Genomic DNA, 25,915 nt, shown 5'->3' on the forward strand with positions numbered 1-25,915 from the left:
CACTAAAGATGAAAAAAAGTTTTAAAAAACCGATTCATCCCCCACCTACTTACTGTGTTCCTTGAGGTGGGGGTCTTCTCGGTAAGAATGATAAAAAAGTGGGTGATCGGATTGAAAAGATGAGACTCAATAAAGAAAGTGAAGTATACAGGAATAATATATTTTAAAAGAGATTACCTTGTCAAAACAATTAAAGCTTGAGTTGTTTCATAAGTCATCGCAAATAAAAAGAGGCTGCCGCAATAAAACATCCCTTGCTTGTCTATCAATGTATAGGCAAGCAAGGGATGTTTCGATTTTAGTAAAAATGGGATGCTTTTACCTTTTTAGACTAAGCCCCACGGTTATGTTAGTTTAAAACAATTTCTTTTACGCGTCCTACTTGTCCATCTTGCAGTCGAACTTTAATACCATGTGGATGAAAACTAGCATTTGTTAAGATATCTTTTACAATACCATTTGTTAGCTTGCCTGATCGTTGATCTTGTTTTAAAACAATATTGACTTCAAGGCCAGGCTTAATGTTCTGGCGAGATTGTCCGCTCATTTATACACCCATTCGTTTTCGTTGATTATTTGTTTTCTTTGTTTGCTGACTTTTTAACTGTTGAGTTGATTTAACGAGGCCATGCTGATTACTAGCTTGATTTTGTTGTTTGCTTGCTAATTTTTGCTTCATGGCTTCTTGCAGACTAATTTTTTTCTTTTCAGTAGACATATGTGAATCTCCTTTTTCAATCAATATCTTTCATTATAAGCGAAGGAGGTAAGGATGCATACATTTTCTCAAAGAAAAAAGAATGTCGTGTCTTGTAGGTGTCTAAAAAGTGCTTGATTAGGAATGATGAAAAGGAATGAGAGTGTTGGTACATAAATCAATAAAAGTAGGAAAGGTTCATGGTAACGCGAAAAGTATAATGGAAAGATGGATTATTTATTAAAAGCGGTCCTTTCAGTAAATATTTATTATATTTAATTTAAATCTTATCGTGTACTAGGTGAATGAAAGTGACAAGTGTGTATGAGTATACATATTTTAATAGAAGGGAGGGACAAGTAATATGAAAAGAATTTATCTTGATGCAGGTCATGGAGGAAATGATTCAGGAGCCGTGGGTAATGGATTAGCAGAAAAAGATTTGACATTAAAGATTCAACAATATGTGATTGCCTATTTAAATGAAGTCTATAGTGAATTTATAATTAATACGACACGTACGACTGATACGTTTCTATCCTTGAGTGAGCGAGCGAATCGAGCAAATGCGTGGAATGCAGATGTCTTTTTGTCTATGCATGTGAATGCAGGGGGAGGTACGGGTTACGAGGATTATATTTTTTCAAATGCAAGTGCTACAACTGTCAATCTTCAAAATGTGCTACACAACCAAGTTACGACCGTTTTAACAACATATAACCATGTCAATCGTGGTCAAAAACGAGCGAACTTTGCGGTCCTTCGCCAAACATCGATGCCCGCGATTTTAACAGAAATCGCGTTTATTGATACAGTTAAAGATTCCAACCTTTTAAAAAATGAGCTGTTTTTAAAAGAAATGGGAGAAGCATATGCACGAGGCGTAGCACAATTCGTAGGATTGCCAGTAAAAACTCCACCACCACCTCCAGAAGATAACCGTCTCTATCGGTTAACAACGGGTGCGTTTGCAAACGCTAAAGACTTTTCAAGAGGAATTGAACAACTACGCTCTGATTATAATTGGATTATTTATGAAAAAGCAGATAGTACGGATTTAAATCCCACATATCGAATGATAACCGGAACATTTGTCGGGAAAGCGAACGCAGAGCGATTTGCCGAAGAACTTCGTCAAAAGTATGGTTGGACTATTTATGTGAATGAAGCATAAATAAAAGAAAAAGACGAGCATGATTTGCTCGTCTTTTTCTTTTATTTTGTAAGAAACTTTATGCAAACAGGATATGGAACAGTGATGTCTTGTTCAACCAATTCTAGCTTGCCTGTTTCTTTGTCTCTTTTAAAGAGCACAAGGTTGTGTGATTCTTGATTGGAAGCAATAAGAAATTCTTCTGTTGGATCAAGTACAAAGTCACGAGGCCAATCGCCTTCAGTTGATGTGCGATCGACAAATGTAAGTTCACCAGTATCTTGATTAACGCTAAAAATAGCGATGCTATCATGCCCGCGATTTCCAGCATATACAAATTGACCATCAGAAGAAATGTGAATAGCACTGCCTTGATTGTTTTCAGTAAAGTCACTTGGAATGGTTAAAATCGACTGAAGTTCCGTGAAGCTACCGTCGTCTTCGTTGTATGATAGTGCAATCACTTCTGAACTTAACTCTGTCATAATGTAAGCAAATTTTCCGTTCGGGTGAAACACTAAATGTCTCGGTCCACTTCCAGGCGTTGTCAAGAGTGTATTTGCTTCTGTTAATGTACCATCTTCATTTACTTTGTATGTAATAACTTTGTCAATGCCAAGATCAACTACAGCTACATAGCGCTCATCTGGTGTAAAGTCGGCATAATGAACGTGTGGCTTTTCTTGACGGTCCTTATTTGGCCCGCTACCTGTATGTTCAATCACAGAAGCAGCAGCGTTTAACGTGCCATCTTCATTGACGACATAAGACTCAACTGTTCCTTTATGATAATTCGATGTTACCACCAGACTTTGTGAACGATTAACACTTACGTGACAAGGATTAGCGCCTTCTGTAAGCTGCTTGTTTCGTTCAGTTAGTTCGCCTGTTTTACTGTTAATAGAATAAGCAGAAACCCCGCCTAATTCACCATCTTTTGCGACAGCATAAAGTGTGTTATTTGCTTCGTTTACAGTTACATATGTAGGGTTTTCAACGGTTGCTGCAAGCTTTACATCGCTAATCTTCTTTAACGTAGTATCAAGTGTAAACGTGTAAATTCCTTTGCTCTCACCTTTTGTATACGTTCCAACATAGCCGATAAATGATTGATTTGTTGTCATAATCTCAAGCTCCTTTCATGACCATATTATAGCATATATGCATAAGAAGTTAGAAAGTAGAAGCGATATGAGTATTTAAAAGCGTAAGTTAATAGTAAGAATGAGATAAAGGTTCAAGTGAAGATAGTAGATGATTTAGAGCGAGCATTATCATTCAGTAATCAATATATTTTAAAAGGGAACTAGCCATTTTAGATTCATAAAAAAAGAGTAGTTGGTCATTAATGACCAACTACTCTTTTTACTTAACCACGTTTTTTTAATGCTTCTGTTAACGAAGGAACAACTTGTTTTTTACGTGATACAACACCTTTTAAAAGCGCTGTTTTATTTTCTAGTTTAACATTAAATGCATCTTCTACAGCGTCCAATTGGTTACCAATTGCTAAAGCCACTGAGTCATTTTCTAAAATGTCTGTTACAACAAGAACAAATAAATCGAGTCCTTTTGCTTCGACAACGCTAGAAATAGTCTCTTCAAGCTCAACTTGACGTGCAAGAACGTCGTTTGTGTCAACTGTATTTACTTGAGCGATTTCTACTTTGAAGCTACCCATATCGAATTCTTTTGCATCTAATGAGATAAGCTGCTCAATTGTTTTATCGCTTAGGTCTGCGCCTGCTTTTAACATATCTAGTCCGTAAGCTTCTGCATCCACACCAGCAATTTCCGCTAACTCACGAGCAGCGATGATGTCTTCTTCAGTGCAAGTAGGTGATTTGAATAATAATGAATCAGAAATAATCGCTGATAGCATAAGGCCTGCAACCTCTTTTTTAATCGCTACACCGTTTTCTTTGTACATTTTATTTAAAATAGTAGCTGTACAACCTACTGGTTCAGCACGGTAGTATAGGGGATCACTCGTTTCAAAATTTGCAATGCGGTGGTGATCAATTACTTCTAATACACGAACAAGGTTAATGTCATTTGCACTTTGTTGACGTTCGTTATGGTCAACTAAGATAACGCTGTTTACTTCACTTGCAACTTCTGTTACTAGGCGTGGAGCCTCAGCATTAAAGTAGTTTAAAGCAAATTGTGTTTCACCGTTAATTTCTCCTAAACGAATAGGTTCCACATTCATACCTAATTCTGTTTTTAAATCAGCATAAGCAATTGCAGAGCAAATTGTGTCTGTGTCAGGGTTTTTGTGTCCAAAAATAAATACTTTTTCCATTCTTCTACTCCTTTAACAATGTGTATTAGGTTTTGTTATCCCGTCTTGACGGGCAGAAGTGATCTCACTTTATGTAAGGATGAGTAAATAAGCTCTCAATACTTCTGTATTGTATCAAATTTTTTTTTAATTTGACAGATTTTCTGAAAGTACAGCAAGATTTCTTCGTTAATATGATTGAAAATCCTCTCATAGAAGCTTTACTTCATTCAAATATCATTCTACTATATATGTTTAAAGCTAAAAAATAGAGGAGGTGATCATGTGAAAAAAGCTGCGATTTTAATCAGTTTAGTAATTGCTTGTTTTGTACCTACCCTTGTAGACAAGTCAATTGACGATGCATTTGTTCAAATCGTAGCAATGGATTATCAATACAAAGTTGATGCAATGATAACGCCTTCTGTTCAACCTTTAACGGTTGAAAAAAAGATAGATAAAGAGTCTATTAAACAAAAAGTAGCAAATGCTTCACAAACCTTGATAAAAAATGACCTCTGTATAGAACTAGCGTTTGTGAGTATAGAAAATAGATATTTACTTCCTATTCAGCATAGCTCCAATTATTTGTAGCAGTTAATCAAACTAGTTATGACGAGGATGCAAAATAAAATAGGAAGAAATAGAGGATTATTTATGTGGGAAATCATAGTAGCGTTTATTTTAGGAATTGTTGAAGGGTTAACAGAGTTTGCTCCTGTTTCATCGACTGGACATATGATTATTGTCGATGACTTACTATTACAGTCACACAAGCTATTTTCACAAGAGGTAGCCAATACGTTTAAAATTGTCATTCAGTTAGGATCTATTCTTGCGGTAGTTGTTTTATTTAAGAATCGTTTTATTGATTTACTCGATTTGAAAAAAGAAAAACATGCGAGTAAACGATTAAAGCTCACCCACATTTTTGTTGGACTACTTCCAGCTGCCATACTAGGATTATTATTTGAAGACTATATTGATGAGCATTTGTTTTCCATTCACACCGTATTAATTGGATTAGTCGCAGGTGCAGTTCTCATGCTCTTAGCAGACTGGTTGCAGCCAAAAGTGACCAAAATAGAAGTGGTTGATCAAATTGGATACAAACAAGCTTTTTTAGTAGGTTTGTTTCAATGTATTGCGTTGTGGCCAGGGTTTTCTCGTTCAGGTTCAACAATTTCTGGAGGGGTCTTACTAGGGATGAGTCATCGTGCAGCGGCAGATTTCACCTTCATTATGGCTGTTCCAATTATGTTAGGAGCTAGTGGGTTATCGCTTTTAAAAAATTGGAGCTATTTTACAATGGATGTTCTTCCATTTTTTATAGTGGGTTTTATCAGCGCATTTCTTTTTGCCTTTGTGTCTATTCGCTTTTTCTTAAAGCTCATTAATCGAATTAAGCTTGTTCCATTTGCGCTTTATCGGATTATACTTGCAGTAATTATTTACTTAATCATTTTCTGAATGTGAAGGAAGTCTGATGAGTTGATGACTTGAGTATGCATAAATAGTCATTTGTTTAAAAAGATTGAGGGTGAAAAAAGGAGTTTTTTATGTGGATGTCTAATCTTATGAAGTGACAAATAGATAGAAGATGTGGTATGTTGACATCTCTACATAAAAAATTAAAGGAAAAGGAGTTTTGAATATGAACAAAACAGAATTAGTAAATGCAGTAGCTGAAAAGTCTGAATTAAGTAAAAAGGATGCAGCAAAAGCAGTTGATGCTTTATTAGACACAATCTCAACTACATTAGCAGCAGAAGACAAAATTCAGCTTGTTGGATTTGGTACATTTGAAGTACGTGAGCGTGCAGCTCGTACAGGACGCAATCCACAAACAGGTGAAGAAATGCAAATTGCAGCTTCTAAAGTACCAGCATTCAAAGCAGGTAAGGAATTAAAAGAAGCGGTTAAGTAATAAAACACAAAAATGCCTGTCGCTCTAGAGCGACAGGCATTTTTGTGTTTTCGTGATTAAATACAGTCATAACTTTGAATACTAATAGTAAAACCTGAAAGTGAAGTGAGTATGATGGGGATTTATGTTTTGTGTCCAGGATGTGACGGAAAGAAACAATGTAAAAAAGGCTGGGGGCTGTTTAGCAGAAAATTAAAGTGTGAACAGTGCCAAGGAACAGGGAAAACGGAATATTTAGGGCGATTGTGAAAAATGTAACGTGTCATCAAGAAATAAAGCACAAGACCATGTCGACTTATTTCATCGAGAAGATCTTGTGCTTGTAATCACAGCTTCCTTACAATGTTAATACTTGTGGAGATTCATTACTTTTGTTCATTAAACGAATGGCAGACGGGTGGATTTCGAGAACAATATAGTCAGAATCGTTTGGACCGTCAAACCATCTGCTGAAGCTTTCTTGCCAAATCTGTTGCTTCAAATTATCATCCTCTTTAATAATGACTTTACCTTCTACTTCAATGTATGAATCCCGAAATCCTTCTCCATTGTAACCTAATAGGATATGCACATAAGGGTTTTGTTCAATTTCTTCTGCTTTATATTGAAAATTCAGTAGATGGTTGGTTTAAGCGATTAGAGTAGGACAGAATCAATTATGTAAAACGCACGGAAGACACCAATGAAAAATATATGATGAACTTGATTTGAAAATTGCCATTTTTATAAAAAAAGAAGGGAAGAGAAATGGTCAATAACTACCATAAACAATAATTTGCAAAATGTCTTTGAATTACAATCATTTCCTAAGAATGAAGTAAGTTCAGAACAACATGTAGTCAACTTAAATGAAATAAAGGATCAAATCACCAATTAACTAAGAAAAGCATTTGAGGAAATTTCTCTATAGATAACGTAATTAATATTACTTAACAAGGACTTAGATAATTCTTTAATAAGAACTGTCACAAAACGTTGATAAAGTAACAATAGGTTGAATAGCATGAGTAGTTATCATGTTATTGGTCAAGGAAGGACCAATAACATATATCATTTATTGCAGCATAATAAACAGCAAGTAGTCTACTAATAAGCGGAGTTCCTAGTCTATGTTTTTGAGCAAAATGAAAATGTTTTTTTATATTCATTGAACCTATCAACTGTCATATACAGTACCGGAATTTAACCAAACAAGGAAAATTGCGTATAACTTCATTTGTTAAGTTTTTATAATCTGTATAATGCAATTATTTGAGCATAAATTAATAAAGACAAAAAACATCTTACTCCCGTGGATTTCTTTTTCCTACGTTGTTGAGAATGCTGAGATTATTTTCGGCATTTTTTATTTTTTACTAAATATCCTATTATCATAGGTAAACACACAAATCACCCTAATCAAAAGTGAAAATTTAATAAAGAAGGGAATTATGAATTCATGTTTAATTATCCTTATGTATTTTATGATTACTTTTGGCGAAGATATTTCTACGCTTATCATTTTCCTGTAACTGACCAATATAGACAATATGGTGGTTTTGGGGGCTTTCCAGGTACTGGTGGTGGAGGAATACCCGGACTTCCTGGTGGTGGAGGAATACCTGGACTTCCTGGTGGTGGAGGAATACCTGGACTTCCTAGTGGTGGAGGAATACCTGGACTTCCTGGTGGTGGAGGAATACCTGGACTTCCTGGTGGTGGAGGAATACCTGGACTTCCTGGTGGCGGAGGAATACCCGGACTTCCTGGTGGTGGAGGAATACCTGGACTTCCTGGTGGCGGTACTATTCCTGGACTTCCTGGTGGCGGTACTATTCCTGGAGTACCTGGTGGTGATGTTGCTACACAAGATTGTTTTGAGACCCCAACTGGTGAGGTCTTTTGCGGTGGTTCTGGTGGTGGTAGTTCTGGTGATGGCAGTTCTAATGGTGGAGGAATACCTGGACTTCCTGGTGGTGGAGGAATACCTGGACTTCCTGGTGGTGGAGGAATACCTGGACTTCCTGGTGGTGGAGGAATACCCGGACTTCCTGGTGGTGGAGGAATACCCGGACTTCCTGGTGGTGGAGGAATACCTGGACTTCCTGGTGGTGGAGGAATACCTGGACTTCCTGGTGGCGGAGGAATACCTGGACTTCCTGGTGGTGGTATCCCTATACCTGATAGTGGTGGATTATCTGGAGCACAGGGTTCAGTTAGTTGGCCTTCAATACCTCCAGTGACTGAGTGGCAATGGCCTTCAACATCAGGTTGGCCTACTCTTCCTTCAGGAAAATATCCTCCTGAAACAATTCCGGATATTACGCCATCACCACCTCCTCCAGGGAGTACGTCACAGTATAAAAAAAATAACATCGTAATTGGACTAATAAGTGGTCGAGGAGAATCAGGAAATTCTTCTATGCTAGATTTTAAACTTTTTTTACAGGATTATTTAAAGGATAGGGTAAATCCAACACATATATTTTATACAGAATGGAATTCTGGTCAAGTAAGTAATCCTTTTGTAGAGCCAGATACAAATACTCACCTTAATATAGTTAACAGAATTTCAACCACTCCTTGTTACCAGGCTTTTATTGGTTTCAGCTACGGAGGTTGGGCAGTTAGCAAATTATCGGCAGCATTATCGGGTCGTGGTCGTAAACCTGATTTTATCGCGTTAATAGATCCAGTTTTTGGCCCATCTAATAATTTGCAAAATGTTAATCGCCCATTTGGAAAAGTAAAAAGGAGTTATTATCAAAAATATGCGATAGATGAAATAGACGTATGTTTACAGACAAGAATCCCTTGCAGTAATACAAATAATGGTATTAGTTGTGGTAATAATAATATCCCTGGAGTAGAGCATATTCATGTGGAACATAGGAGAGATTGGGATGGTAACCGAGTACGACAACATTGTTCGATTAAAGGAAGGGTACCAATAAGGTCTACGCATGAAAATTTACCTTGGAACAATTGGGTATGGAGGCAAATTGCTGAAAAATTAGTTCAAGATATTGATAACATTCAATGCCCTGAAGAGTTAATACAACCACCGGATTGATCTGAATTGGTTAACCCATTAAATAGAACATCTAATTCTAGGATATACTCAATTGAGCCTAATCACATACTTTGAAAGGTAATATTTAACATAGAAGGGATTTCAAATTAGATGTTTAATTATCCTTCATACCATACACCATACTTTGGACCTGGGCAAGTTCTAATCCCTGTTAAATCTCAATTAGGACTTGGTATCCCTAAACCTAAACCACCCTTAGTAGAACCAATGTGGGGACCACCTACATGTCCTAATACACCGATACCTAAACAACCATCTACACCGACAGTTGCTACAATTCCTGTACCTGGATCGGGAAGTAATAATACTACTAATTTTCCTTCCCATCCTATTCCAGGAACTATTTTGATTCCTAGTTCACCTTGACAACCGACTATAGTTCCGAGTACACCATTTTATCCTGGAGCTGTACCCCTAGCTATAGTTATCCTACAGTTGTAAGCCTCTGGGAATCCGGACAGTAGTAAAGGTGGAATAAAATCAAATTGAGTCGATTGTATGCTGGCTTTTTTTAACCTTCTATATAAATTATTTAAATATTTCATACAATTATTAATGCAATTAGGTTCATTAAGGGGTCCACCTTCTACATAGCAAAAAACGGCAAGTACCCGGGTTGATTTCCTGCGTTACCCAATAAGGAAGACAGATAACCGAAAGGACCACCTTTTGGCTATTTGTCGTGGAAAGATTTATAAGCGCAAAACATATCTTAGGTTGGAGTATGGAATTTTCCTTTGTTTACATAACTAATAACTAAGGCTACAATGACACATGAAAAATGTACTGACAAAACCATCTCACAGATAGACGTATTAAACTAATCAAAAAATAGGATCAAGTAAGCTCCAAAAATCTACGTAACAAGTTTGTTCAGATTTCAAAATTTCTTCCTTCACCTTTTGATAGATACAATATTTTAAAGTATTATAATAAAAAGCCAAGAATAATCTCGGCTTTTGTGTAGAATAGCATTCACGCGAAGGATTTAGAGAAATTTGTTATATAATTTTATTATTTGTAAAGAGTATTTGTTCTAAAAGTAAAAAACTCTTTGTTTAACATTCAACATAAAGAATATTGTTCGTTGCAATATTACCTATCCCAAATTTAGGGAAGAACTGTATTATTGTAGTGTTAAAGAAATTAGTTTGTACAATGATACCTACACGAACTCGAAGATTAAATGGATTTGTACCTGTTATCATGACTGACCAACGTAATTGGCAGAATGGAAGTCTCCATCGAAAACGATAATCTTCATCTCTTCCACCATATCCTCCATACCCGTTCAAGCCACCATTAAGACCACCATATCCTCCATACCCGTTCAAGCTACCATTAAGACCACCATATCCTCCATACCCGTTCAAGCCACCATTAAGACCACCATATCCTCCATACCCGTTCAAGCCACCATTAAGACCACCATTAAACCCACCTTGTTGTTGCAATGCTTGTGATGCCAATTGTTGGACTAAACCTGGATTAGATAATAATTGCTGATATCGTTGCCTTACTCTTGGGGGTGGAGAAAAACTAGATAATTGGCTAGTTAGTTGAGTAGGATATGCAGCGTAAGATTGTGGTGCATCCAAACTACCTAAGCTTCCTAAATCTACGTCTCCTAATAAACTAGGTAACACAGATCCTAAACTTCCTAAACTTCCTCCTAATCCTCCTAAATCCATTCCTCCTTGTGATCCACCATATTGTCTCATTGGTTCAGGCCATGAATAATACATTTCATACATTTTTATAAACACTCCTTTATTTTACATACCAAACGGGCTCTTTCATTAATTTTTACACTTCCTTTGCATGATATGTGTCTATGTTTTTCCATGTATAGGCAAATGACTTAAAGAGAAAAGCCTATTGATAGTTATTTTCCATTTTTTAAATGATTTTCAGCTCTTTTATTAATGGATACTAACATTCAATCTGAAATCTCAACTGGTTCAAACCTAATATTAATTTATTGCATACAAAAAGGCTGCTATTGTAAGCAACCTATTATATAAAAGTATGAAACAATTATTTAATTATATTGACTAACAACTGATACAAACATAAAGAACTAGTAGTTTAGTTGCTGATAGCCTTATATCTAAGATAATCTGACAAACCCGAATAGAATGACCATAGTTTACATGGTACTTTGGTTTTGATTCCTCATAAGATTACTAAGGTCTGGCCTATTTGTCTTCCTAAACTTAATCCTTTATCATTATCTACTTTAAAATGTACGCCAGCGTACAAACCAGATTGTACACTTTCTTCTACTAAAAAATAAAACCTTACCTTGGACTAATAAAGTTCGTAAAGCTAGCTCCTCTAGTAAATGACTTGGTATAGTTTAATTCCCCTACCATTCCAGTTATTCCAACCGTTTGGAGATATTGGTCTTGGTCCTGGTGGTGGCCAAGGCCAATGTGTGCCTGGCCCAACCGGTTGTGCAATAGGCATTGTAAGTGTGCCCAACAATCCTAGACCATAAGGGGTCAGAATTGACTGTGCTGGATAATAATTCGGAAAATATTAATCATTCAAAAATTACCTCTCCTTTTAACTATCAATAATAATATCTCCCTAAGTGATCTTCCTCAACGCTATTGTTGCAATAACTAGTAAGTGATTTGACCACCCCATCCGACGTTTATCTGATGTGAAATAAGCAGTAAGCAATAGTCCGATAAAGTAATTTCAATATGTTTATCTATGGGAAATTTTTTAATCTTAGAGTCATATTTATCATTTATGATATGTACCTAGTTTTTACAAGTATAGTTAGATACCTATTGTGAGAAGCCTAAATTACATTTTTTCGGGCTTTTTTGAATGTTACCAAACGCGAATAAATAACATTGATCCCACATATAAAGGTTCTTAGAGGAATAGGTTATGGTACCTAAGGTAAATTGGACACTAATCCAAACCCAATTTATTGGCCGTATGAAAATATACAATATATCAAACTTTTTAGGGAATTAAGCGATTGCACCGCAGAGTACGTTTCCTGAGCGGAACTAAATCGTTGAAATTCCCAATGGCGAAGCAAGGTCAGAGGATTTTCCCCTCTGTCATCCACCGTCTAGCCGGTTAAGAGATTTAGTATTAGTTCGGCACATGTATTACCGTTATTAATAAAAGGATATTTTTGGAGGTCATGTATCATGTTTGAAGTTGAGCTGGATATTTATTCTGGGATGCCTAATCCTAAATGGATTTTGTCTAAGGCTGAAGAGAAGGAACTGCGCGATCGAATAACTTCAGAGTCAACACAAGTTTCTCCGGTTCATACACCTGAGGAGGAGTTTGACCTAGGCTATCGTGGATTGATTGTCCGAGATATTAAATGGAACAGGATCAGTCGGGGATTGAAAAGTATATTCCCTAGAGAGTTCCGTGTTGGGAGTAAAATGGCAAAGCAATTCTCCACTGCTGAGTGGCTTTTAAAAACATCAGAAAAGAAATGCAGTAAAGTAACGGACAAACTGCGTGAAGTAGCTGCAAAAGGTGTCGTATTAGCATCATCGTCTCGTGAGGTTGTTACATCAGCTACATATAGTAACGAAGGTAGTAAAGTCTCCCGAGCCACAGAGTGGGAAACATGCCAATATAATTTCTTTGCTGACAATACAGATGTTTTTAATTTGAATTCTAATATCATTCACAATAATTGCTATGCCTTTGCCAGTAACCATCTAGGTGGTGGTCGCTATGCTCATCCTGGACTACACGGAGGTCGTCCAGCAAAAGAAAATACTTGCAGTGAAGTGATTGCTGGTCTACACGCCGATGGTTGGAATCATTATTGTTCGCCGAACTCATCGGACGTATTGATTATTGCCTGTGTGATTTGGCCAGGAGAAGATTTTCACTTCTATCGGCTTGTCTCAGATGGGCCAAGTTGGCAATGGGCTCACAAACAAGGAAGTACAAAAGCTTCTTACAGAGATAATTGTCAAAAGAGAATTGAACATGATATTACACCCAAAAACTGTTGCAGAGGACATTACACGGATTTCTGTGGTTATTTCTATCAGAATGGACCAAAGGTAACTGTAAAATCATATTAATATAGACTGACTTAAGAACATGGAACTATCTTACTTTCCTTGTGGGGGATATTGATTCAATTATCAATGCCTAACTGCGGACACGCAAGTAACGGCAGAAGGAGACAAAGTCATGTTAGAAAGAGTTGAAGTTGAACTAGATATCTTTTCTGGTAATCCTAACCCAACATGGATGTTGTCAGATGCAGAGGGGGTTCTTTTTTTGAAAAGACTCGCTATGCTACCCAAATCCTCAATTAAAGAATTATCTACAAATCTCGGTTATCGAGGCTTCATAGTTCGAGTGACCAATAGAATGGTAAATATTCTTGTTCGAATTCAAAATGGAACGGTACAATTTTCACAAGATGACACCAATGTCTATTACAACGATCAAAACCGATATTTGGAACAATGGTTATTGAACTCTGGTAAACACTACCTAAAAAGCGACCTCTTTAAAATAATTGGGAGTGAATTTCCTAGGAACTTTTGAATTTACTCGTTTCCCTTTTAAGGAATTCAATCTTGTAATGATTAGAATTATAATCGAGTGGATGGCCTCGGACAAACAAATTAATAAATAAATTATGGGGCAGTAACAAACTTAATCAATAATAAAAATCTGAATAAGATTAGGTTTGATCTGTATTTCTACTATTTGGTTACATAGTTTTCCTCTTAATAAATAATAAATTCACCTGCCGCAGTCGCTGATATTTCCATTTTTCAAGCTTCAATAGGTGTGGGTATAGTGCCAGAACCAGGTAGTTTTGCTACGGGCAACTGCAGTGAATTATTAAAAGGTCTCATAGTAAAACCTGAAAGTGAAGTGAGTATGATGGGGATTTATGTTTTGTGTCCAGGATGTGACGGAAAGAAACAATGTAAAAAAGGCTGGAGGCTGTTTAGCAGAAAATTAAAGTGTGAACAGTGCCAAGGAACAGGGAAAACGGAATATTTAGGGCGATTGTGAAAAAATGTAACGTGTCATCAAGAAATAAAGCACAAGACCATGTCGACTTATTTCATCGAGAAGATCTTGTGCTTGTAATCACAGCTTCCTTACAATGTTAATACTTGTGGAGATTCATTACTTTTGTTCATTAAACGAATGGCAGACGGGTGGATTTCGAGAACAATATAGTCAGAATCGTTTGGACCGTCAAACCATCTGCTGAAACTTTCTTGCCAAATCTGTTGCTTCAAATTATCATCCTCTTTCATAACTGCTTTACCTTCTACTTCAATGTACGAATCCCCAAATCCTTCTCCGTTGTAACCTAATAGGATATGCACATAAGGGTTTTGTTCAATTTCTTCTGCTTTATGTGTTTCTTTACTTGTTGGCGTATAGAGAGTTAACTCATCATTGAAAAATGTCATGTAGCGTGAATGAGGTTTATTTTGAATAACAGTTGCTAGTGTTCCAATCTGGTTCTGTTCAAGAACGGATAGAATACTTTCTTTTAGTTGTTGTTCGTTCATGAATCCACACTCCTTCTTTTATATGTTACTAGGTGTATACCTTTTTTGCTGAAGGGTTAAACGGCAAAAAATTAAGAAGAGGAATATTTTGTATACGAATAATGAAGAGGCACATACTAATGGACACAAACTAGTTTAGTGGTGATGAGGATGAATGATGTAGGACAAAACGTACTAACAACAAGACAAGTGTTTTTATTATTAATTTTATCTACCGGCCTCATTAATCATGTAATGATTATTCCGAACTTATTGTATGCAGCAGGTCGTGATGCATGGGTTAGTGTTTTATTTACGCTACCGGCATACTTTCTCTTTCTGTACATTCTTCTATTTATTATTAAATATGTAAAACATCAACATATATATGAGTGGTGTAAATTTCATTTTGGAAAGGTATTTGCGACGATTTATATTCTACCGATTTTTTTATTTTTATTTCTAAATACAGCCGTTACGCTTAAAGATACAACACTTTGGCTTAATACGTATTTTTTAGCAGAATCTCCGCCAATAGTAGGTATTCTGCTTCTAAGCTTTGTTAGCTTCATTGGTTCGTTTCTAGGTATTAAAATATTAGCTATTGTAGCTGGTATCATTCTGCCAACCGTCGTACTTTTAGGCTTTTTGATTATGGGAGTGAATACCACTGAAAAAAATCCAAGCTTGTTATTACCTTTATTTGAAAACGGATATCAGCCATCTTTAAACGGCATCGTATATGTATCTGCTGGGCTACTTGAAATATTTTTAGTGATTTTGCTTTTACCTTATATTAAAACGCCAATTCGTTATAAGCACTTGTTCATTTTAGGGGTCATTTTAGTAGGTTTAATTTTAGGTCCATTGTCAGCTGCTATTATGGAGTACGGTCCTATTGAAGCATCTAATTTACGTTATCCTGCTTATGAGCAGTGGAGGCTCTTAAGAGTCGGGGAATACATTTCAAATATGGACTTCTTTGCTCTTTATCAGTGGATGAGCGGAGCTTTTATTCGAATCAGCTTATTTATGTATCTACTTCAAACATTAGTATGGAAGAAGCGTAAATGGTTGTTATTTATAGGGGGGTACGTACTTTTAATTGCCACTTCCATGATTCCGGCTGATTACTTTGCGTTTAATACATTTTTATATACATACTATTTCAAGGGTATGACCTTTTTTTTATTAGGATTAACGGTTCTTACTTTATGTCTAGCTTTCATTGTGAAAAAAAGGAGTAATCAACATGAAAAAAAGACCTCTTAAGAAGTTAGGCTCATATAAGAAAGAAACACAAGAGGCTGACGTTCAGCAAGGTACGAATCACAATGAGCAATCATTAAAAAAATCACCAGAGAATAAGTTAGCTTTTTTAGAGTCAATATTCAAAAAAAGTGATGATATCATTGTTCAACCATATGAATGTCCAATTGACAGTATTCACGATCTTCATTTTGTATATTGCGAGCCTCTCGTAGATTTAAAATATATTGATCAATATATTTTACCAAGATTTTTGGATGTACATATCGAGGAGGAACATTTAGAGGAAGAGATGGCTGAGCTATTTAAATTAGAAAGTCTTACAGACGCTTCAAAAGAAACCGTTGTAAACAAAATATTTGAGGGTCATTTATTAGTTGTTATGAATGAAAAGCATTTGTTTGCGGTGAACATTGAAAATATTTTAAAGAGATCTCCTGAAGAAACATCGAATGAAACATCGATTCGAGGAGCACGAGATGGATTTGTTGAGGATGTTTCAATTAACATTTCCCTTGTACGAAGACGCTTGAAAAGTGCTTCATTAATTGTTGAAAGATATGTAGTTGGTAAGCGTAGTAATACGAACATGGCGCTCTTATACATTGAAGATATTATTGATCCGGAAATTGTAAAAGATGTTCAACAGAGAATTAGTAACCTCGATATTGATATTGTTGAAAGTAGCCATCATATTGAAACGCTATTATCCGATCATCCTCTTTCGCTTTTTCCACTTTTTCATTATACAGGAAGACCTGATCAAGCAATTGAATGCCTCAATCAAGGAAGGTTTATGTTAATTATTGATGGAAGTCCAACGGTTAGTATAGCACCTACTAATTTGGCTTTATTAATGAAGTCACCAGAGGATTCACATAATTTGTATGCATTTGTTTCATTCGAGCGTGTTCTACGGTTAATTGCTTTGTTTGTCACAACGTTGTTGCCTGGAGTTTGGATTGCTTTATCTGCGTATAATATTGAGCAAATTCCTATTTTGCTTATTGCGACAATTGGTGTTTCTAGGTTTGGGTTGCCTGTTTCAGCTCCTCTTGAGATGTTTATTATCTTGTTTTTATTTGAGCTGTTTAATGAAGCGGGATTACGTTTGCCAAAAGCTGTAGGTCAAACTGTAGCTGTTTTAGGAGGATTAATTGTAGGAGATGCCGCTATTCGTGCGGGGCTAACATCACCAACCATGCTTGTAGTAGGAGCAATTACGTTCATTTCAGGCTTTACATTGTCTAACCAATCATTAAGCTCAAGCATATCTGTTTTGCGGTTTGCCATTTTAATAGTAAGTACATTTTTAGGGTTATTCGGTGTTGTGATCGGATTTTTTCTTACAACGCTTTATTTGTCGTATTTAACATCGTTTCGTATGCCTTATTTATCCTCTCTTGCGCCTTTAAAAGGAAGAGAAATTATATCAGCTTTTTTGAAGAAACCATGGGTAAAACATCGACGTCGAACAAGTATAACGAGTCCTTCTGATTCAACAAGGAAGGAGAAGTAATGTGAAAAAAAATCTTAATAGTAATAATCAGCATGTTCTTACTTACAGGGTGTGTGAATTTAAAGAATATTCAAGAATTAACTTATGTGTTATGCATTGGTGTTGATTATGATGAAGAAACCGACGAGTATATTGTCTACTTGCAAGCTGTAAACTTTTTAAATGTTGCAAAACAAGAAGGAGGGCGAGAGCCTAAAGAAGTGCCACCGTGGATTGCTGTTGAGAGAGGGCAGACCATTAATTTAGCCATTGAAAAATTGTATCAAGTATCTCAACCAGCCTTGTTTTTTGGACATCAACGGACATTTTTGTTTTCAGATACTGTTATAAAGAAAAAAATGAATGAGGTCATGAGAGATTTAGGAAGAAATAAATCTGTTCGGCACACGGTTTACTTATATGGAACGGATCAACCTATAAAAGACATCTTAAACGTGCAAGCGTTATTTTTTTATCCACCTATTTACAATATTTTACTCTACCCAGTAGAGGTAGCAGGAGATACGCCATTAATTAAACCAATTCGATTAAGAGAGTTTACCTCTCGTTATTTTGAACCTGTTGGTGGAATTGGGATACCTGCTTTAACAATTGATAAGAAAAGCTGGGAAACGGGAGACAAAAAATATGACACATTAAAAATAAAAGGAGGTTATTTTTTTAGAAGTAAGGAGTTTAGAGGTTATTTATCTAGAAAAGACGTCACGGGCTTAAAATGGACAAATCCATCTCCTAATTATAATACAATGTCGATTAAAGAGGATGGTCAAGCGGTCATTACGTTCCGTATTAATGCTCCTTCTATCAAGGTGAAATTAAACAAAAAGGAAGGCAAGCCAACATTTACACTAAAGGGAAAAGCAGATGTTGAAATTATGGAAAAAGTAAAAGATTTACCTTATAAAAAAATGAAACAGATGTTAGACAAAGAGTTAAGAAATGACATTGAGCGTACCTTTGAGAAGGGGATGGAAAAGAAAATTGATATTTATGAACTAGGAGAGAAGTGGTTTCGCTATCATTTAAACGATTATCAGCAATATAAAAAGGAATATGGAAACGAATTTTATTTAGATAGAGAATCCATTACTGATATTAAAATGGACGTTCGTATCATTCATACAAATAGTTACAAATATAAGTACAAATAAAGACAAGATACACATAAGGGGTAATCTTGTCTTTATTAAAAGTTCTTTTTAAAAAATTATATCTTTTGGTTGAAGGAAAATGAAATATGGTTAATAGGATAGGCCTATTCTGAAGAAAAACGCATGGTTAATAATATTCAAAATTCAAAATATTGTTGAAATAAATCATCTTCTTCCTTATTTTAGAAAATGTAGGGATATATTTCAAGGAGGAGATGCAATGAAAAAAGGATTACGCACAGGGGTTGCAATTACTCTCAGTTTGTTGTTATTTTTTACGATGCTTCCATTATATGGACAAGCGAAAAAACCAACGTTTGATTATGGAAATTACAGTGAAGTGGATGTTGGAAAAGATGGGATGGTCGCCACTGCACATCCGTTAGCTTCTGAAATTGGAGCGGGTGTTCTTCGCAAAGGTGGAAACGCTATTGACGCTGCAGTTGCCATTCAATTTGCATTGAACGTGGTTGAGCCAATGATGTCGGGCATTGGTGGTGGTGGATTTATGATGGTGTACGATGGGGAAACAAAAGATACGACCATTATCAATAGTCGTGAAAGAGCACCTGAAGGGGCTACACCAGACATGTTTGTAGGAGAGAATGGTAAAGCAATTCCATTTGCGACTCGCTCAACACATGGAACGGCTGTAGGAGTCCCAGGAACACTAAAAGGTTTGGAACAAGCACTCGATATATGGGGGACACGTTCGATGAAACAACTCATTACTCCAGCTATTCTACTAGCACAGAGAGGGTTCCCTATTGATCCTGTATTAGCAAAAGCGATTGAAGATAATCGTGAAAAATTAATGAAGTCAGCAGGGAAAGATATCTTCCTTAAGAACGGTGAACCTTTAAAAGAAGGTGAATTATTAACACAAAAAGAGTTAGCAAAAACATTTAGATTAATTCGAGCAAAAGGTACAGATGTATTTTATAAGGGAGAAGTAGGAACAGCCATTGCAGAGACTGTGCAAGATTTTGGTGGATCGATGGAAATAAACGATTTGAAAAAGTATGATGTGACAATCGATGAACCAATTTGGGGCGATTATAAAGGGTATCAAATTGCGAGTATGCCTCCACCGAGCTCAGGTGGTGTGTTTTTATTGCAAATGTTAAAGATACTAGACGACTTTCATTTATCTCAATATGACCGCCAATCATGGGAAACGTATCACTTACTTGCTGAAACCATGCATCTAGCGTACGCAGACCGTGCTTCATATGCAGGAGATCCAGAATTTGTTAATGTTCCATTAAAAGGATTGTTACACCCTAGTTATATTAAAGAGCGACAATCACTTATTTCCCTTGATAAGGTAAATTATACACCAAAAGCGGGAGATCCATGGAAATATGAACAAGAACAGGCTGATTACCACGTTGTTGAACAAAAAGATGACAAGCAAATTGGTGAAACAACACACTTCACTGTAACCGACCGATGGGGCAACGTTGTTTCTTATACAACAACGATTGAACAAGTATTTGGAACAGGTATTGTTGTACCTGGATATGGCATTGTGTTAAATAATGAGTTAACAGACTTTGATGCCCTTCCTGGCGGTGCAAATGAGGTGCAGCCCAATAAGCGTCCGTTAAGTAGTATGACACCAACAATTGTATTTGAAGATGACAAGCCGGTATTAACGGTTGGTTCACCAGGAGGAACGACCATTATTACGTCTGTTCTTCAAACAATTTTAAATACGTTTGAATATGAGATGGAGTTAAAAGCAGCCGTCGAAGAGCCACGTATTTATACGAATACACTAAGCTCGTATCGTTGGGAAGCAGGAATGCCAACGGATGTAATAGATAAGTTAAATGGGATGGGGCATCGATTTGGAACAGTACCCGTCGATATCGGAAATGTTCAAAGTATTTTAATAGATTATGAAAATGGAATGTTTAAAGGAGTCGCTGATTCTAGCCGGAGTGGAGCGGCTATAGGTGTGGACATAAGGAGGAAGTAGCCAAAGCAACCAGTGACTCAGCTGGCAATTCGCTGTTTTAGCTTATGAAAGATGTAAAAGAATGAAGGGGTACACAATTCACGTTCATCTACCAGAAAACATATAGTAAATTAACATTCAAAGAAACGGAGGATGAGAAATGCCTGTTTCCGTTATTTTTAATCAAATAAACGTGATTAGTATGTCTTCAAACTCAATTATTGCTTCGGGGCAAAACAGCCAGCCTGATTGGAATGCTCAAGGGAAAATGAATTCAGGAAATGGAAATTATGTGAGCTCTGTTATATTAGGATGCACAAATATTGTAAATGATCAAGATGTGTGTGATATGCCAATTGCTCAGCCAGACTTTATCAATCCACAACCAGTTTCTCAAATATAGAGGAACATGGATGTATGAAAAAGCTTAGTATTGAATTTGACAATATTACAATTTCATCCATGTCTGGGAATGCGGGTGTGTTCACGGGAAGAAATGCACAATCGAATTGGCAAGTGAATTTAAAAAGTAATAGTGGATTAGGGAAAATGGTAGGCTATCAAAATATTGCTTCTCACAATGTTAATATCGTCAATGATAACGATGTGATTGATTCAGATTTCTCTCAAGATAATCTTCAATATAATCAGCCAGTTTCCCAAAGTTAATCGTTTAAAGAGTGACCATCTTTTTAAGATGGTTTTTTCTTTTGTGTACGGCAACGTAACGAAGAGGAAATAGGGGCATACTTTTGTAGAAAATTAAATATCTATAATACAACAGTAGATTTATAAGTGTGAGGTGTTATGTGTAGATGGCAACCATTCACTACAAATCAATTAAGGTGAATACCATTCAAAACAGCTCGGGTTTATTTTATGGAATAAATGTTCAATATCAATGGTATCATCAAGGACGTCATTCAGAAGGTTTTGGAAGGATCAACGGTCATTCGAATAAAATAGTTAATAATACCTCAGTAGCAAAAACAGGAGAGAAAAAGTAAGTTTAAAGGGCTATAAGCTGTGTCAAAAGGATAATAAAGTGAACCATTTGACACAGCCTCAATCAATATTGAGTAGTTAATTCTGTTTGAATTTCGCTTTAGTGTCTTCATTCACATCGTCATGAAGGACAAGGTGTTTATTAGAAGATAACACATTATGATTACCACATACGATACCGAAGCCAGAATAACTACCGTTAATGGTTGTTTTCCAATTAAATTGATGATTAATTCCCACGAAAATTCCTGCATTATCTTCCACAACATGTACGGTCATGTCTTCAAAGAGGATTTGCGGGGAACGTAGATTTATTTTCATAGTGGCACCCCTTTCATACACATTATGATATGTATTAAGTAGTAGTAAGTGCTAAAACAAATAGGGGATGAAGTGCATGGACATGGATGAAACTCGAATGATGGATATTCTTCGACGAATTGAGAGAAGGTTAACGAGCTTAGAGAAACAGCTAAATGAATGTTCTCAACAGAATAAACAGCCCTCCTATTATTTAGACATACAACATATTGAGACATTGAACATCGAAGAACTCTCCTATCATTTAGATACGATTGATATAGATGAACTTAGTGGAACGTTGAACATAGGCGATACCTTTTCTGGAAAAAATGCCAGTTCTCAACCGTTTGATAAGAAACATAAGCAAGTAAGAAAAAGGCAATCTTTTAATAGCAAAAAGAACGGAAAGCACCACTATAAAAGTAAAGCAACTGATACAGAGATTACAGTGAAAATCAATGGAAAGAGTGTTCCTTATAAGCTAGAGAGTAAAGCAGAGTTGGATCAACAAGAGAAGAAAAAAAGGAGTCAAATGATTCATAATCAGACACCATCTCTGTCTTCAACTTTTACAATTGGGGATATTCATATTGGGACTGTTGAAGATGCTTCGGCGGTTAATTTCGGTAATAACTTTCCAACAGGCTTCAGAAGTAACAAAAAGCATAACCAAGGGTTTGGTAACATTTATGGGGATGAAAATAATATTCATGACATTATGTCTAAGATGCAAGAAACCGACGTTGTTGAAGTGGTGAATGAACATCAAGGTGAGAAATATCCAGAATGGTTAAACATGCTAATAGAAGAACAAGTTAAAGAGGAAGATGAAAAGGATGATGACGAATGACGTCATCTTTTTTATTTTCAATAATAATATTATGTAAACTTAAAAGATTGAAATAAAAAACTCCATTCAACTAAAAAGGAGTTTGTAATATAGACATCCCGCTCTGTCGTAACCCGAAGTGTCTTAATCACCCAGATCGACTAGGTGGGTGTTCGCACAGCCGGTTTTAACGTCCCACTAAGGAGCGGGCATGTTATCTGCAGCTTGATATTGAACTCCCGATTAACACTCAAAGGTTTAAGACAACATGAGTATACGGGCATCGCAGGTATGTCATATATGTATACATTCTCTCATAAACGAGAGAATGATGAGTAGTTTGTTGAAAGGAACGTTTCCCATTGGCAAGAGAGAATGTCTTCTCTAAATATTGAAAGGAAGGATACACCCTTACTTTCTGTATTTACACTATACATGATAGATGCTAGTAAATGCAATGGTAGATTATAACTAGTTATAAAAAAATAAACGAAAAGAGATACAATATTTATCAATTCATTACTTCATTTTTCCTGTATACAAATAACCAAATAATCTATATAATCTTCCTGTTCATGAAATTTTTGTTTATTTTATCAAAAGGAGAAAAGAGATTAGTGGTCAAAGAAAAGCTGATAGAAAAAGAGCTTGTGTATCCTTATGAAAGACGCTATTTTGCACTCGTACTTGTATTAAGTATTTTAACCTACGTTGGTTTAGGTATATCAATCGTTGGAATCTTCATTGTTGCAGCAATGATTTTCTTATCATTATTTATTCATGGCTTGATGATTGGCTATATTCGGACAAATGCCGTTCGATTGAATGAGAGGCAATTTCCTAAAGTATATGAAAAAACAAAACAACTCTGCAGTGAAATGGGATTACAACAAGTACCTGATGTATATGTTATGCAATCAGGTGGAGCGTTAAATGCATTTGCAACTAGATTTTTTGGGCGTAATATGGTTGTATTGTATGCAGAAATTTTTGAGCTTATCGAACAAGGCGATGAGGACGAACTGTCGTTTGTGATTGCACATGAGCTAGCTCATATTAAAAGAAATCATATTTCAAAATCACTATTCATTTTGCCTACGATGTGGCTTCCTGGTATAGGTGAGATGTATTTACGTGCTTGTGAATATACATGTGACCGCTACGCGGCATATTACACAAACAATGCTGAAAGTGCGAAAAATGGATTAACCGTTTTAAGTGTTGGTAAATTGCTATATAAGCACGTAAACAGAGATGAATTTCTAAAACAAGCACAGGAGGAGAAGGGGTTCTTTGCTTGGTTTAGTGAGTTTTTGTCAACACACCCTCCATTACCAAAACGAATTCATGAGGTTGGCGTGTTCATGGGTGAAACCGGAGATGTAATCTTAGAAACAAAGCGATCAAAGAAAGTGTGGTTGTTTGTTCCTATAATTCTTCTATTGTTTGGCGGATGTATAGCTGGCATGGTTTATTCAATGAACTATTTCTTTGACAAGACCATAGGTGAATTTGAAGAGAGTGTTTATGGAGAACCTTCACCATTCACTCAAGCGATTATTACAGATGACATTGATGAGTTACAAAGGTTAATTGAAGAAGGTTATGCGGTCGATGACATAGACGATCAAGGATATACGTCCTTACATTGGGCTGCCAAGTCTGATAACATAGAGGCAGCTGCGTTACTATTAAATGAAGGTGTAAATGTCGATATAGAAGATGGTGACATGTTTATAACCCCTCTTATGAGTGCAGCTGAGTTAGGAAACTCGAAAATGATGTCATTTTTAATTGAACAAGGTGCAGACGTTGAGTATGAAGACAGCGATGGTTATACGGCATTAACTCATGCGGTTTATAGTGATAATGTAGAGGCTGTTCGCGTATTAATAGAAGCAGGAGCTAATCCAAATGCGTCTGATTATTACGCGAGTACCCCACTTATGAAGGCAGTTGAAAATGGAAACGCAGAAATTACAACTTTATTAAAACAAGCAGCAAAGAAAGGAAAGTGATTAGAATGGATGGAGTTGTACAACCAGCAGGTTTTTGGATTCGTTTAGGCGCCAATTTATTAGATCTTCTCATCATTGGATTGCCGTTATCAATTATTGGATTTGTTATTTCGGGAAGTATCGAAGAGGGACATTGGTCTACTAATCTTGTTAGTACGCTATATTACTTACTAGTACCAATTTTTTGGATGGGGTATACGGTTGGAAAACGCATTTGTGGCGTTCGTATTGTAAAAGTAAATGGCAACAAACTTGGATTTGGTACAATGTTATTACGTGCAATAGTAGCAGGACTTATTTATGGAATTACATTAGGAATTGGTCTTATTGTTAGTGCATTTATGGTTGCGCTTCGAGATGATAAGCGTTCAATTCATGATATGATTGCTGGCACATATGTAACGCATGCAAAGCCTGGTGCGGAAAAATCAGTTGAATTGTAAGTATAAAGAGAGAGTGAATTATTCACCCTCTCTTTTTTGTTGATTGGGCATTGAGGCTAATAAAATAAGAAACCCGATTAGTGGAAGGAGAGCCAAGGCATTTCTTGGGTGATGATACTTATGGTTGAAAACATGATAAGAGAGCCAAGTGAGTACAAAAAAGTCGACCGTCATAATGCTAATAAATTGTGAAGAAAAGAAAGCTTGTTGATAAGCCGAGAAAGAACCGGTAAATAAACCAAATCCATAAAGGAAAATAACGAGGATAAGCAGAACAATAATAATGATACGAGATGTCTTGACAGTGAAAAGACGGTTTGGTGTTCGAGTGGTCTTCTCAGTCTTGAGTCCTTGATACACAAAGTAAGGTAGCAAAGCAAAGGCTCCTAAGAAAAAAGAAAGAAAAACAAAGGGCAAAGCCCGCAGTTTGTTGTCATCTTGTGGTAAGATAAGAAAGGCAAATAAGAAAGGATATAGACCTAAAAAAGAAAAGATCATTAAAATGAGTGGATCTACTTGCTCAAATTGACCACGTAGTAAGAGGTGAAATTGTTCATCTTCAAGAATGCTCTCTCCAGGTGCAAGAAAAAACGCATAAATAAGCAAACCAATCCAAATGACAAACATCGTCATTATCAACTCCTCTTTTTTGTTCATCGTATCATACATCATGTCAATGTGCTCTTCCTAGTGTGCGATAACGAACAAAGCCGTTCAAATAATGAAACGAAATAGAGATGAAAGGGGCAAAAC

The 25,915-nt window shown here is 36.2% G+C and carries 28 protein-coding genes and 1 other RNA gene; 18 read left to right on the forward strand and 11 right to left on the reverse strand.

The genetic code is table 11. The annotated features are described in order from the left end of the window. Positions 1-349 precede the first annotated feature (349 nt). Both JOC83_RS11160 and JOC83_RS11165 read right to left on the reverse strand, forming a co-directional pair. On the reverse strand, positions 350-547 hold the full coding sequence (locus JOC83_RS11160; RefSeq protein WP_205187273.1) for a YwbE family protein: 198 nt from the start codon (positions 545-547) through the stop codon (positions 350-352). Further along, on the reverse strand, positions 548-718 hold the full coding sequence (locus JOC83_RS11165; RefSeq protein ID WP_205187275.1) for a hypothetical protein: 171 nt from the start codon (positions 716-718) through the stop codon (positions 548-550). Positions 719-1,061: 343 nt separating this feature from the next. Here JOC83_RS11165 and JOC83_RS11170 point away from each other — a divergent pair, with 343 nt between their 5' ends. Then, the gene (locus JOC83_RS11170; protein WP_205187276.1) at positions 1,062-1,871 is read left to right on the forward strand and encodes an N-acetylmuramoyl-L-alanine amidase family protein; all 810 of its coding nucleotides are present in this window, start codon (positions 1,062-1,064) and stop codon (positions 1,869-1,871) included. A gap of 41 nt (positions 1,872-1,912) precedes the next feature. Here JOC83_RS11170 and JOC83_RS11175 read toward each other — a convergent pair whose 3' ends face one another. Both JOC83_RS11175 and JOC83_RS11180 read right to left on the reverse strand, forming a co-directional pair. After that, positions 1,913-2,974: a lactonase family protein gene (locus JOC83_RS11175; protein WP_205187277.1), complete on the reverse strand. Its 1,062-nt coding sequence runs from the start codon at positions 2,972-2,974 to the stop codon at positions 1,913-1,915. Between the two features lie 245 nt (positions 2,975-3,219). After that, positions 3,220-4,155 carry a manganese-dependent inorganic pyrophosphatase gene (locus JOC83_RS11180; RefSeq protein ID WP_205187278.1) on the reverse strand — a complete coding sequence of 312 codons (936 nt, stop codon included), beginning with the start codon at positions 4,153-4,155 and terminating at the stop codon, positions 3,220-3,222. Positions 4,156-4,419: 264 nt separating this feature from the next. On the opposite strand from JOC83_RS11180, the gene JOC83_RS11185 reads away from it, so the two are divergent. The 3 genes from JOC83_RS11185 to JOC83_RS11195 all read left to right on the forward strand — a co-directional run bounded on the left by JOC83_RS11185 (position 4,420) and on the right by JOC83_RS11195 (position 6,061). Next, positions 4,420-4,728 (forward strand): hypothetical protein, encoded by a 309-nt coding sequence (locus JOC83_RS11185; protein WP_205187279.1) that lies wholly within the window; start codon positions 4,420-4,422, stop codon positions 4,726-4,728. A 63-nt stretch (positions 4,729-4,791) separates the two neighbouring features. Further along, on the forward strand, positions 4,792-5,604 hold the full coding sequence (locus tag JOC83_RS11190; RefSeq protein ID WP_205187280.1) for an undecaprenyl-diphosphate phosphatase: 813 nt from the start codon (positions 4,792-4,794) through the stop codon (positions 5,602-5,604). A gap of 184 nt (positions 5,605-5,788) precedes the next feature. Further along, the gene (locus JOC83_RS11195) at positions 5,789-6,061 is read left to right on the forward strand and encodes an HU family DNA-binding protein (RefSeq protein WP_205187281.1); all 273 of its coding nucleotides are present in this window, start codon (positions 5,789-5,791) and stop codon (positions 6,059-6,061) included. Between the two features lie 337 nt (positions 6,062-6,398). On the opposite strand, the gene JOC83_RS11200 is transcribed toward JOC83_RS11195, so the two are convergent. Continuing rightward, positions 6,399-6,677 (reverse strand): pyridoxamine 5'-phosphate oxidase family protein, encoded by a 279-nt coding sequence (locus tag JOC83_RS11200; protein WP_205187955.1) that lies wholly within the window; start codon positions 6,675-6,677, stop codon positions 6,399-6,401. Between the two features lie 822 nt (positions 6,678-7,499). On the opposite strand from JOC83_RS11200, the gene JOC83_RS11205 reads away from it, so the two are divergent. Continuing rightward, the gene (locus tag JOC83_RS11205) at positions 7,500-9,113 is read left to right on the forward strand and encodes a hypothetical protein (protein ID WP_205187282.1); all 1,614 of its coding nucleotides are present in this window, start codon (positions 7,500-7,502) and stop codon (positions 9,111-9,113) included. 1,079 nt (positions 9,114-10,192) lie between these two features. On the opposite strand, the gene JOC83_RS11210 is transcribed toward JOC83_RS11205, so the two are convergent. Together JOC83_RS11210 and JOC83_RS20195 are read right to left on the reverse strand one after the other, a co-directional pair. Next, positions 10,193-10,888, reverse strand: a complete 696-nt coding sequence (locus JOC83_RS11210) for a hypothetical protein (protein ID WP_205187284.1) — start codon at positions 10,886-10,888, stop codon at positions 10,193-10,195. Between the two features lie 583 nt (positions 10,889-11,471). Beyond that, positions 11,472-11,603 (reverse strand): hypothetical protein, encoded by a 132-nt coding sequence (locus JOC83_RS20195; protein ID WP_275580434.1) that lies wholly within the window; start codon positions 11,601-11,603, stop codon positions 11,472-11,474. A gap of 707 nt (positions 11,604-12,310) precedes the next feature. On the opposite strand from JOC83_RS20195, the gene JOC83_RS11215 reads away from it, so the two are divergent. The 3 genes from JOC83_RS11215 (at position 12,311) to JOC83_RS11225 (ending at position 14,171) form a co-directional block, all read left to right on the forward strand. Further along, positions 12,311-13,216 (forward strand): hypothetical protein, encoded by a 906-nt coding sequence (locus JOC83_RS11215; RefSeq protein ID WP_205187286.1) that lies wholly within the window; start codon positions 12,311-12,313, stop codon positions 13,214-13,216. A 112-nt stretch (positions 13,217-13,328) separates the two neighbouring features. Further along, a complete protein-coding gene (locus JOC83_RS11220) occupies positions 13,329-13,691 on the forward strand; it encodes a hypothetical protein (protein ID WP_205187288.1) in 363 nt (120 codons plus the stop codon). A gap of 258 nt (positions 13,692-13,949) precedes the next feature. Further along, positions 13,950-14,171: a hypothetical protein gene (locus tag JOC83_RS11225; RefSeq protein WP_205187290.1), complete on the forward strand. Its 222-nt coding sequence runs from the start codon at positions 13,950-13,952 to the stop codon at positions 14,169-14,171. Between the two features lie 89 nt (positions 14,172-14,260). Here the strand turns inward: JOC83_RS11225 and JOC83_RS11230 are convergent, their stop codons facing one another. After that, the gene (locus JOC83_RS11230) at positions 14,261-14,683 is read right to left on the reverse strand and encodes a pyridoxamine 5'-phosphate oxidase family protein (protein ID WP_205187297.1); all 423 of its coding nucleotides are present in this window, start codon (positions 14,681-14,683) and stop codon (positions 14,261-14,263) included. Between the two features lie 150 nt (positions 14,684-14,833). Between JOC83_RS11230 and JOC83_RS11235 the strand changes: the two genes are divergently transcribed. The 7 genes from JOC83_RS11235 to JOC83_RS11265 all read left to right on the forward strand — a co-directional run bounded on the left by JOC83_RS11235 (position 14,834) and on the right by JOC83_RS11265 (position 21,571). Next, on the forward strand, positions 14,834-15,934 hold the full coding sequence (locus JOC83_RS11235) for a GerAB/ArcD/ProY family transporter (protein ID WP_205187299.1): 1,101 nt from the start codon (positions 14,834-14,836) through the stop codon (positions 15,932-15,934). Further along, entirely contained in the window at positions 15,915-17,450 is a 1,536-nt protein-coding gene (locus JOC83_RS11240) for a spore germination protein (RefSeq protein ID WP_205187301.1), read from the forward strand. Before JOC83_RS11235 ends, JOC83_RS11240 begins: the two co-directional genes overlap by 20 nt. Before the next feature lie 17 nt (positions 17,451-17,467). After that, complete coding sequence (locus JOC83_RS11245; RefSeq protein ID WP_338038921.1) at positions 17,468-18,601, forward strand: Ger(x)C family spore germination protein; 1,134 nt, start codon at positions 17,468-17,470, stop codon at positions 18,599-18,601. A gap of 280 nt (positions 18,602-18,881) precedes the next feature. Further along, positions 18,882-20,585 (forward strand): gamma-glutamyltransferase, encoded by a 1,704-nt coding sequence (gene ggt, locus JOC83_RS11250; RefSeq protein ID WP_378912911.1) that lies wholly within the window; start codon positions 18,882-18,884, stop codon positions 20,583-20,585. Positions 20,586-20,724: 139 nt separating this feature from the next. Then, on the forward strand, positions 20,725-20,967 hold the full coding sequence (locus JOC83_RS11255; RefSeq protein ID WP_205187307.1) for a hypothetical protein: 243 nt from the start codon (positions 20,725-20,727) through the stop codon (positions 20,965-20,967). Positions 20,968-20,981: 14 nt separating this feature from the next. Next, positions 20,982-21,233, forward strand: coding sequence for a hypothetical protein (locus tag JOC83_RS11260; RefSeq protein ID WP_205187308.1), 252 nt, complete (start codon positions 20,982-20,984; stop codon positions 21,231-21,233). A 146-nt stretch (positions 21,234-21,379) separates the two neighbouring features. Beyond that, positions 21,380-21,571: a hypothetical protein gene (locus JOC83_RS11265; protein WP_205187309.1), complete on the forward strand. Its 192-nt coding sequence runs from the start codon at positions 21,380-21,382 to the stop codon at positions 21,569-21,571. 76 nt (positions 21,572-21,647) lie between these two features. On the opposite strand, the gene JOC83_RS11270 is transcribed toward JOC83_RS11265, so the two are convergent. Further along, positions 21,648-21,890 carry a hypothetical protein gene (locus JOC83_RS11270; protein ID WP_205187310.1) on the reverse strand — a complete coding sequence of 81 codons (243 nt, stop codon included), beginning with the start codon at positions 21,888-21,890 and terminating at the stop codon, positions 21,648-21,650. A gap of 76 nt (positions 21,891-21,966) precedes the next feature. Here JOC83_RS11270 and JOC83_RS11275 point away from each other — a divergent pair, with 76 nt between their 5' ends. After that, positions 21,967-22,722 carry a spore germination protein GerPC gene (locus JOC83_RS11275; RefSeq protein WP_239583490.1) on the forward strand — a complete coding sequence of 252 codons (756 nt, stop codon included), beginning with the start codon at positions 21,967-21,969 and terminating at the stop codon, positions 22,720-22,722. Between the two features lie 92 nt (positions 22,723-22,814). Here the strand turns inward: JOC83_RS11275 and ssrS are convergent. Continuing rightward, positions 22,815-22,996, reverse strand: a non-coding RNA gene (gene ssrS, locus JOC83_RS11280) — 6S RNA. 322 nt (positions 22,997-23,318) lie between these two features. Here ssrS and JOC83_RS11285 point away from each other — a divergent pair. Further along, positions 23,319-24,719 (forward strand): ankyrin repeat domain-containing protein, encoded by a 1,401-nt coding sequence (locus JOC83_RS11285; RefSeq protein WP_205187311.1) that lies wholly within the window; start codon positions 23,319-23,321, stop codon positions 24,717-24,719. A 5-nt stretch (positions 24,720-24,724) separates the two neighbouring features. Beyond that, positions 24,725-25,162 carry an RDD family protein gene (locus JOC83_RS11290; RefSeq protein ID WP_205187312.1) on the forward strand — a complete coding sequence of 146 codons (438 nt, stop codon included), beginning with the start codon at positions 24,725-24,727 and terminating at the stop codon, positions 25,160-25,162. An 18-nt stretch (positions 25,163-25,180) separates the two neighbouring features. Here the strand turns inward: JOC83_RS11290 and JOC83_RS11295 are convergent, their stop codons facing one another. Further along, positions 25,181-25,795 carry a hypothetical protein gene (locus tag JOC83_RS11295; protein ID WP_205187313.1) on the reverse strand — a complete coding sequence of 205 codons (615 nt, stop codon included), beginning with the start codon at positions 25,793-25,795 and terminating at the stop codon, positions 25,181-25,183. Between the last annotated feature and the right edge of the window lie 120 nt (positions 25,796-25,915).

The organism is Priestia iocasae, from assembly GCF_016909075.1.
GTDB lineage: Bacteria > Bacillota > Bacilli > Bacillales > Bacillaceae_H > Priestia > Priestia iocasae.

Bases quoted from the DNA above. Each gene is read 5' to 3' on its own strand.
- JOC83_RS11240 (WP_205187301.1), top strand. From the start codon at position 15,915: ATGAAAAAAAGACCTCTTAAGAAGTTAGGCTCATATAAGAAAGAAACA.
- JOC83_RS11265 (WP_205187309.1), top strand. From the start codon at position 21,380: ATGGCAACCATTCACTACAAATCAATTAAGGTGAATACCATTCAAAAC.
- JOC83_RS11165 (WP_205187275.1), bottom strand. From the start codon at position 718: ATGTCTACTGAAAAGAAAAAAATTAGTCTGCAAGAAGCCATGAAGCAA.
- ggt (WP_378912911.1), top strand. From the start codon at position 18,882: ATGCTTCCATTATATGGACAAGCGAAAAAACCAACGTTTGATTATGGA.
- JOC83_RS11175 (WP_205187277.1), bottom strand. From the start codon at position 2,974: ATGACAACAAATCAATCATTTATCGGCTATGTTGGAACGTATACAAAA.
- JOC83_RS11295 (WP_205187313.1), bottom strand. From the start codon at position 25,795: ATGACGATGTTTGTCATTTGGATTGGTTTGCTTATTTATGCGTTTTTT.
- JOC83_RS11235 (WP_205187299.1), top strand. From the start codon at position 14,834: ATGAATGATGTAGGACAAAACGTACTAACAACAAGACAAGTGTTTTTA.
- JOC83_RS11205 (WP_205187282.1), top strand. From the start codon at position 7,500: ATGTTTAATTATCCTTATGTATTTTATGATTACTTTTGGCGAAGATAT.
- JOC83_RS11170 (WP_205187276.1), top strand. From the start codon at position 1,062: ATGAAAAGAATTTATCTTGATGCAGGTCATGGAGGAAATGATTCAGGA.
- JOC83_RS11260 (WP_205187308.1), top strand. From the start codon at position 20,982: ATGAAAAAGCTTAGTATTGAATTTGACAATATTACAATTTCATCCATG.
- JOC83_RS11195 (WP_205187281.1), top strand. From the start codon at position 5,789: ATGAACAAAACAGAATTAGTAAATGCAGTAGCTGAAAAGTCTGAATTA.
- JOC83_RS11275 (WP_239583490.1), top strand. From the start codon at position 21,967: ATGGACATGGATGAAACTCGAATGATGGATATTCTTCGACGAATTGAG.
- JOC83_RS11215 (WP_205187286.1), top strand. From the start codon at position 12,311: ATGTTTGAAGTTGAGCTGGATATTTATTCTGGGATGCCTAATCCTAAA.
- JOC83_RS11270 (WP_205187310.1), bottom strand. From the start codon at position 21,890: ATGAAAATAAATCTACGTTCCCCGCAAATCCTCTTTGAAGACATGACC.
- JOC83_RS11290 (WP_205187312.1), top strand. From the start codon at position 24,725: ATGGATGGAGTTGTACAACCAGCAGGTTTTTGGATTCGTTTAGGCGCC.
- JOC83_RS11230 (WP_205187297.1), bottom strand. From the start codon at position 14,683: ATGAACGAACAACAACTAAAAGAAAGTATTCTATCCGTTCTTGAACAG.
- JOC83_RS11220 (WP_205187288.1), top strand. From the start codon at position 13,329: ATGTTAGAAAGAGTTGAAGTTGAACTAGATATCTTTTCTGGTAATCCT.
- JOC83_RS11255 (WP_205187307.1), top strand. From the start codon at position 20,725: ATGCCTGTTTCCGTTATTTTTAATCAAATAAACGTGATTAGTATGTCT.
- JOC83_RS11160 (WP_205187273.1), bottom strand. From the start codon at position 547: ATGAGCGGACAATCTCGCCAGAACATTAAGCCTGGCCTTGAAGTCAAT.
- JOC83_RS11190 (WP_205187280.1), top strand. From the start codon at position 4,792: ATGTGGGAAATCATAGTAGCGTTTATTTTAGGAATTGTTGAAGGGTTA.
- JOC83_RS20195 (WP_275580434.1), bottom strand. From the start codon at position 11,603: ATGCCTATTGCACAACCGGTTGGGCCAGGCACACATTGGCCTTGGCCA.
- JOC83_RS11210 (WP_205187284.1), bottom strand. From the start codon at position 10,888: ATGTATGAAATGTATTATTCATGGCCTGAACCAATGAGACAATATGGT.
- JOC83_RS11180 (WP_205187278.1), bottom strand. From the start codon at position 4,155: ATGGAAAAAGTATTTATTTTTGGACACAAAAACCCTGACACAGACACA.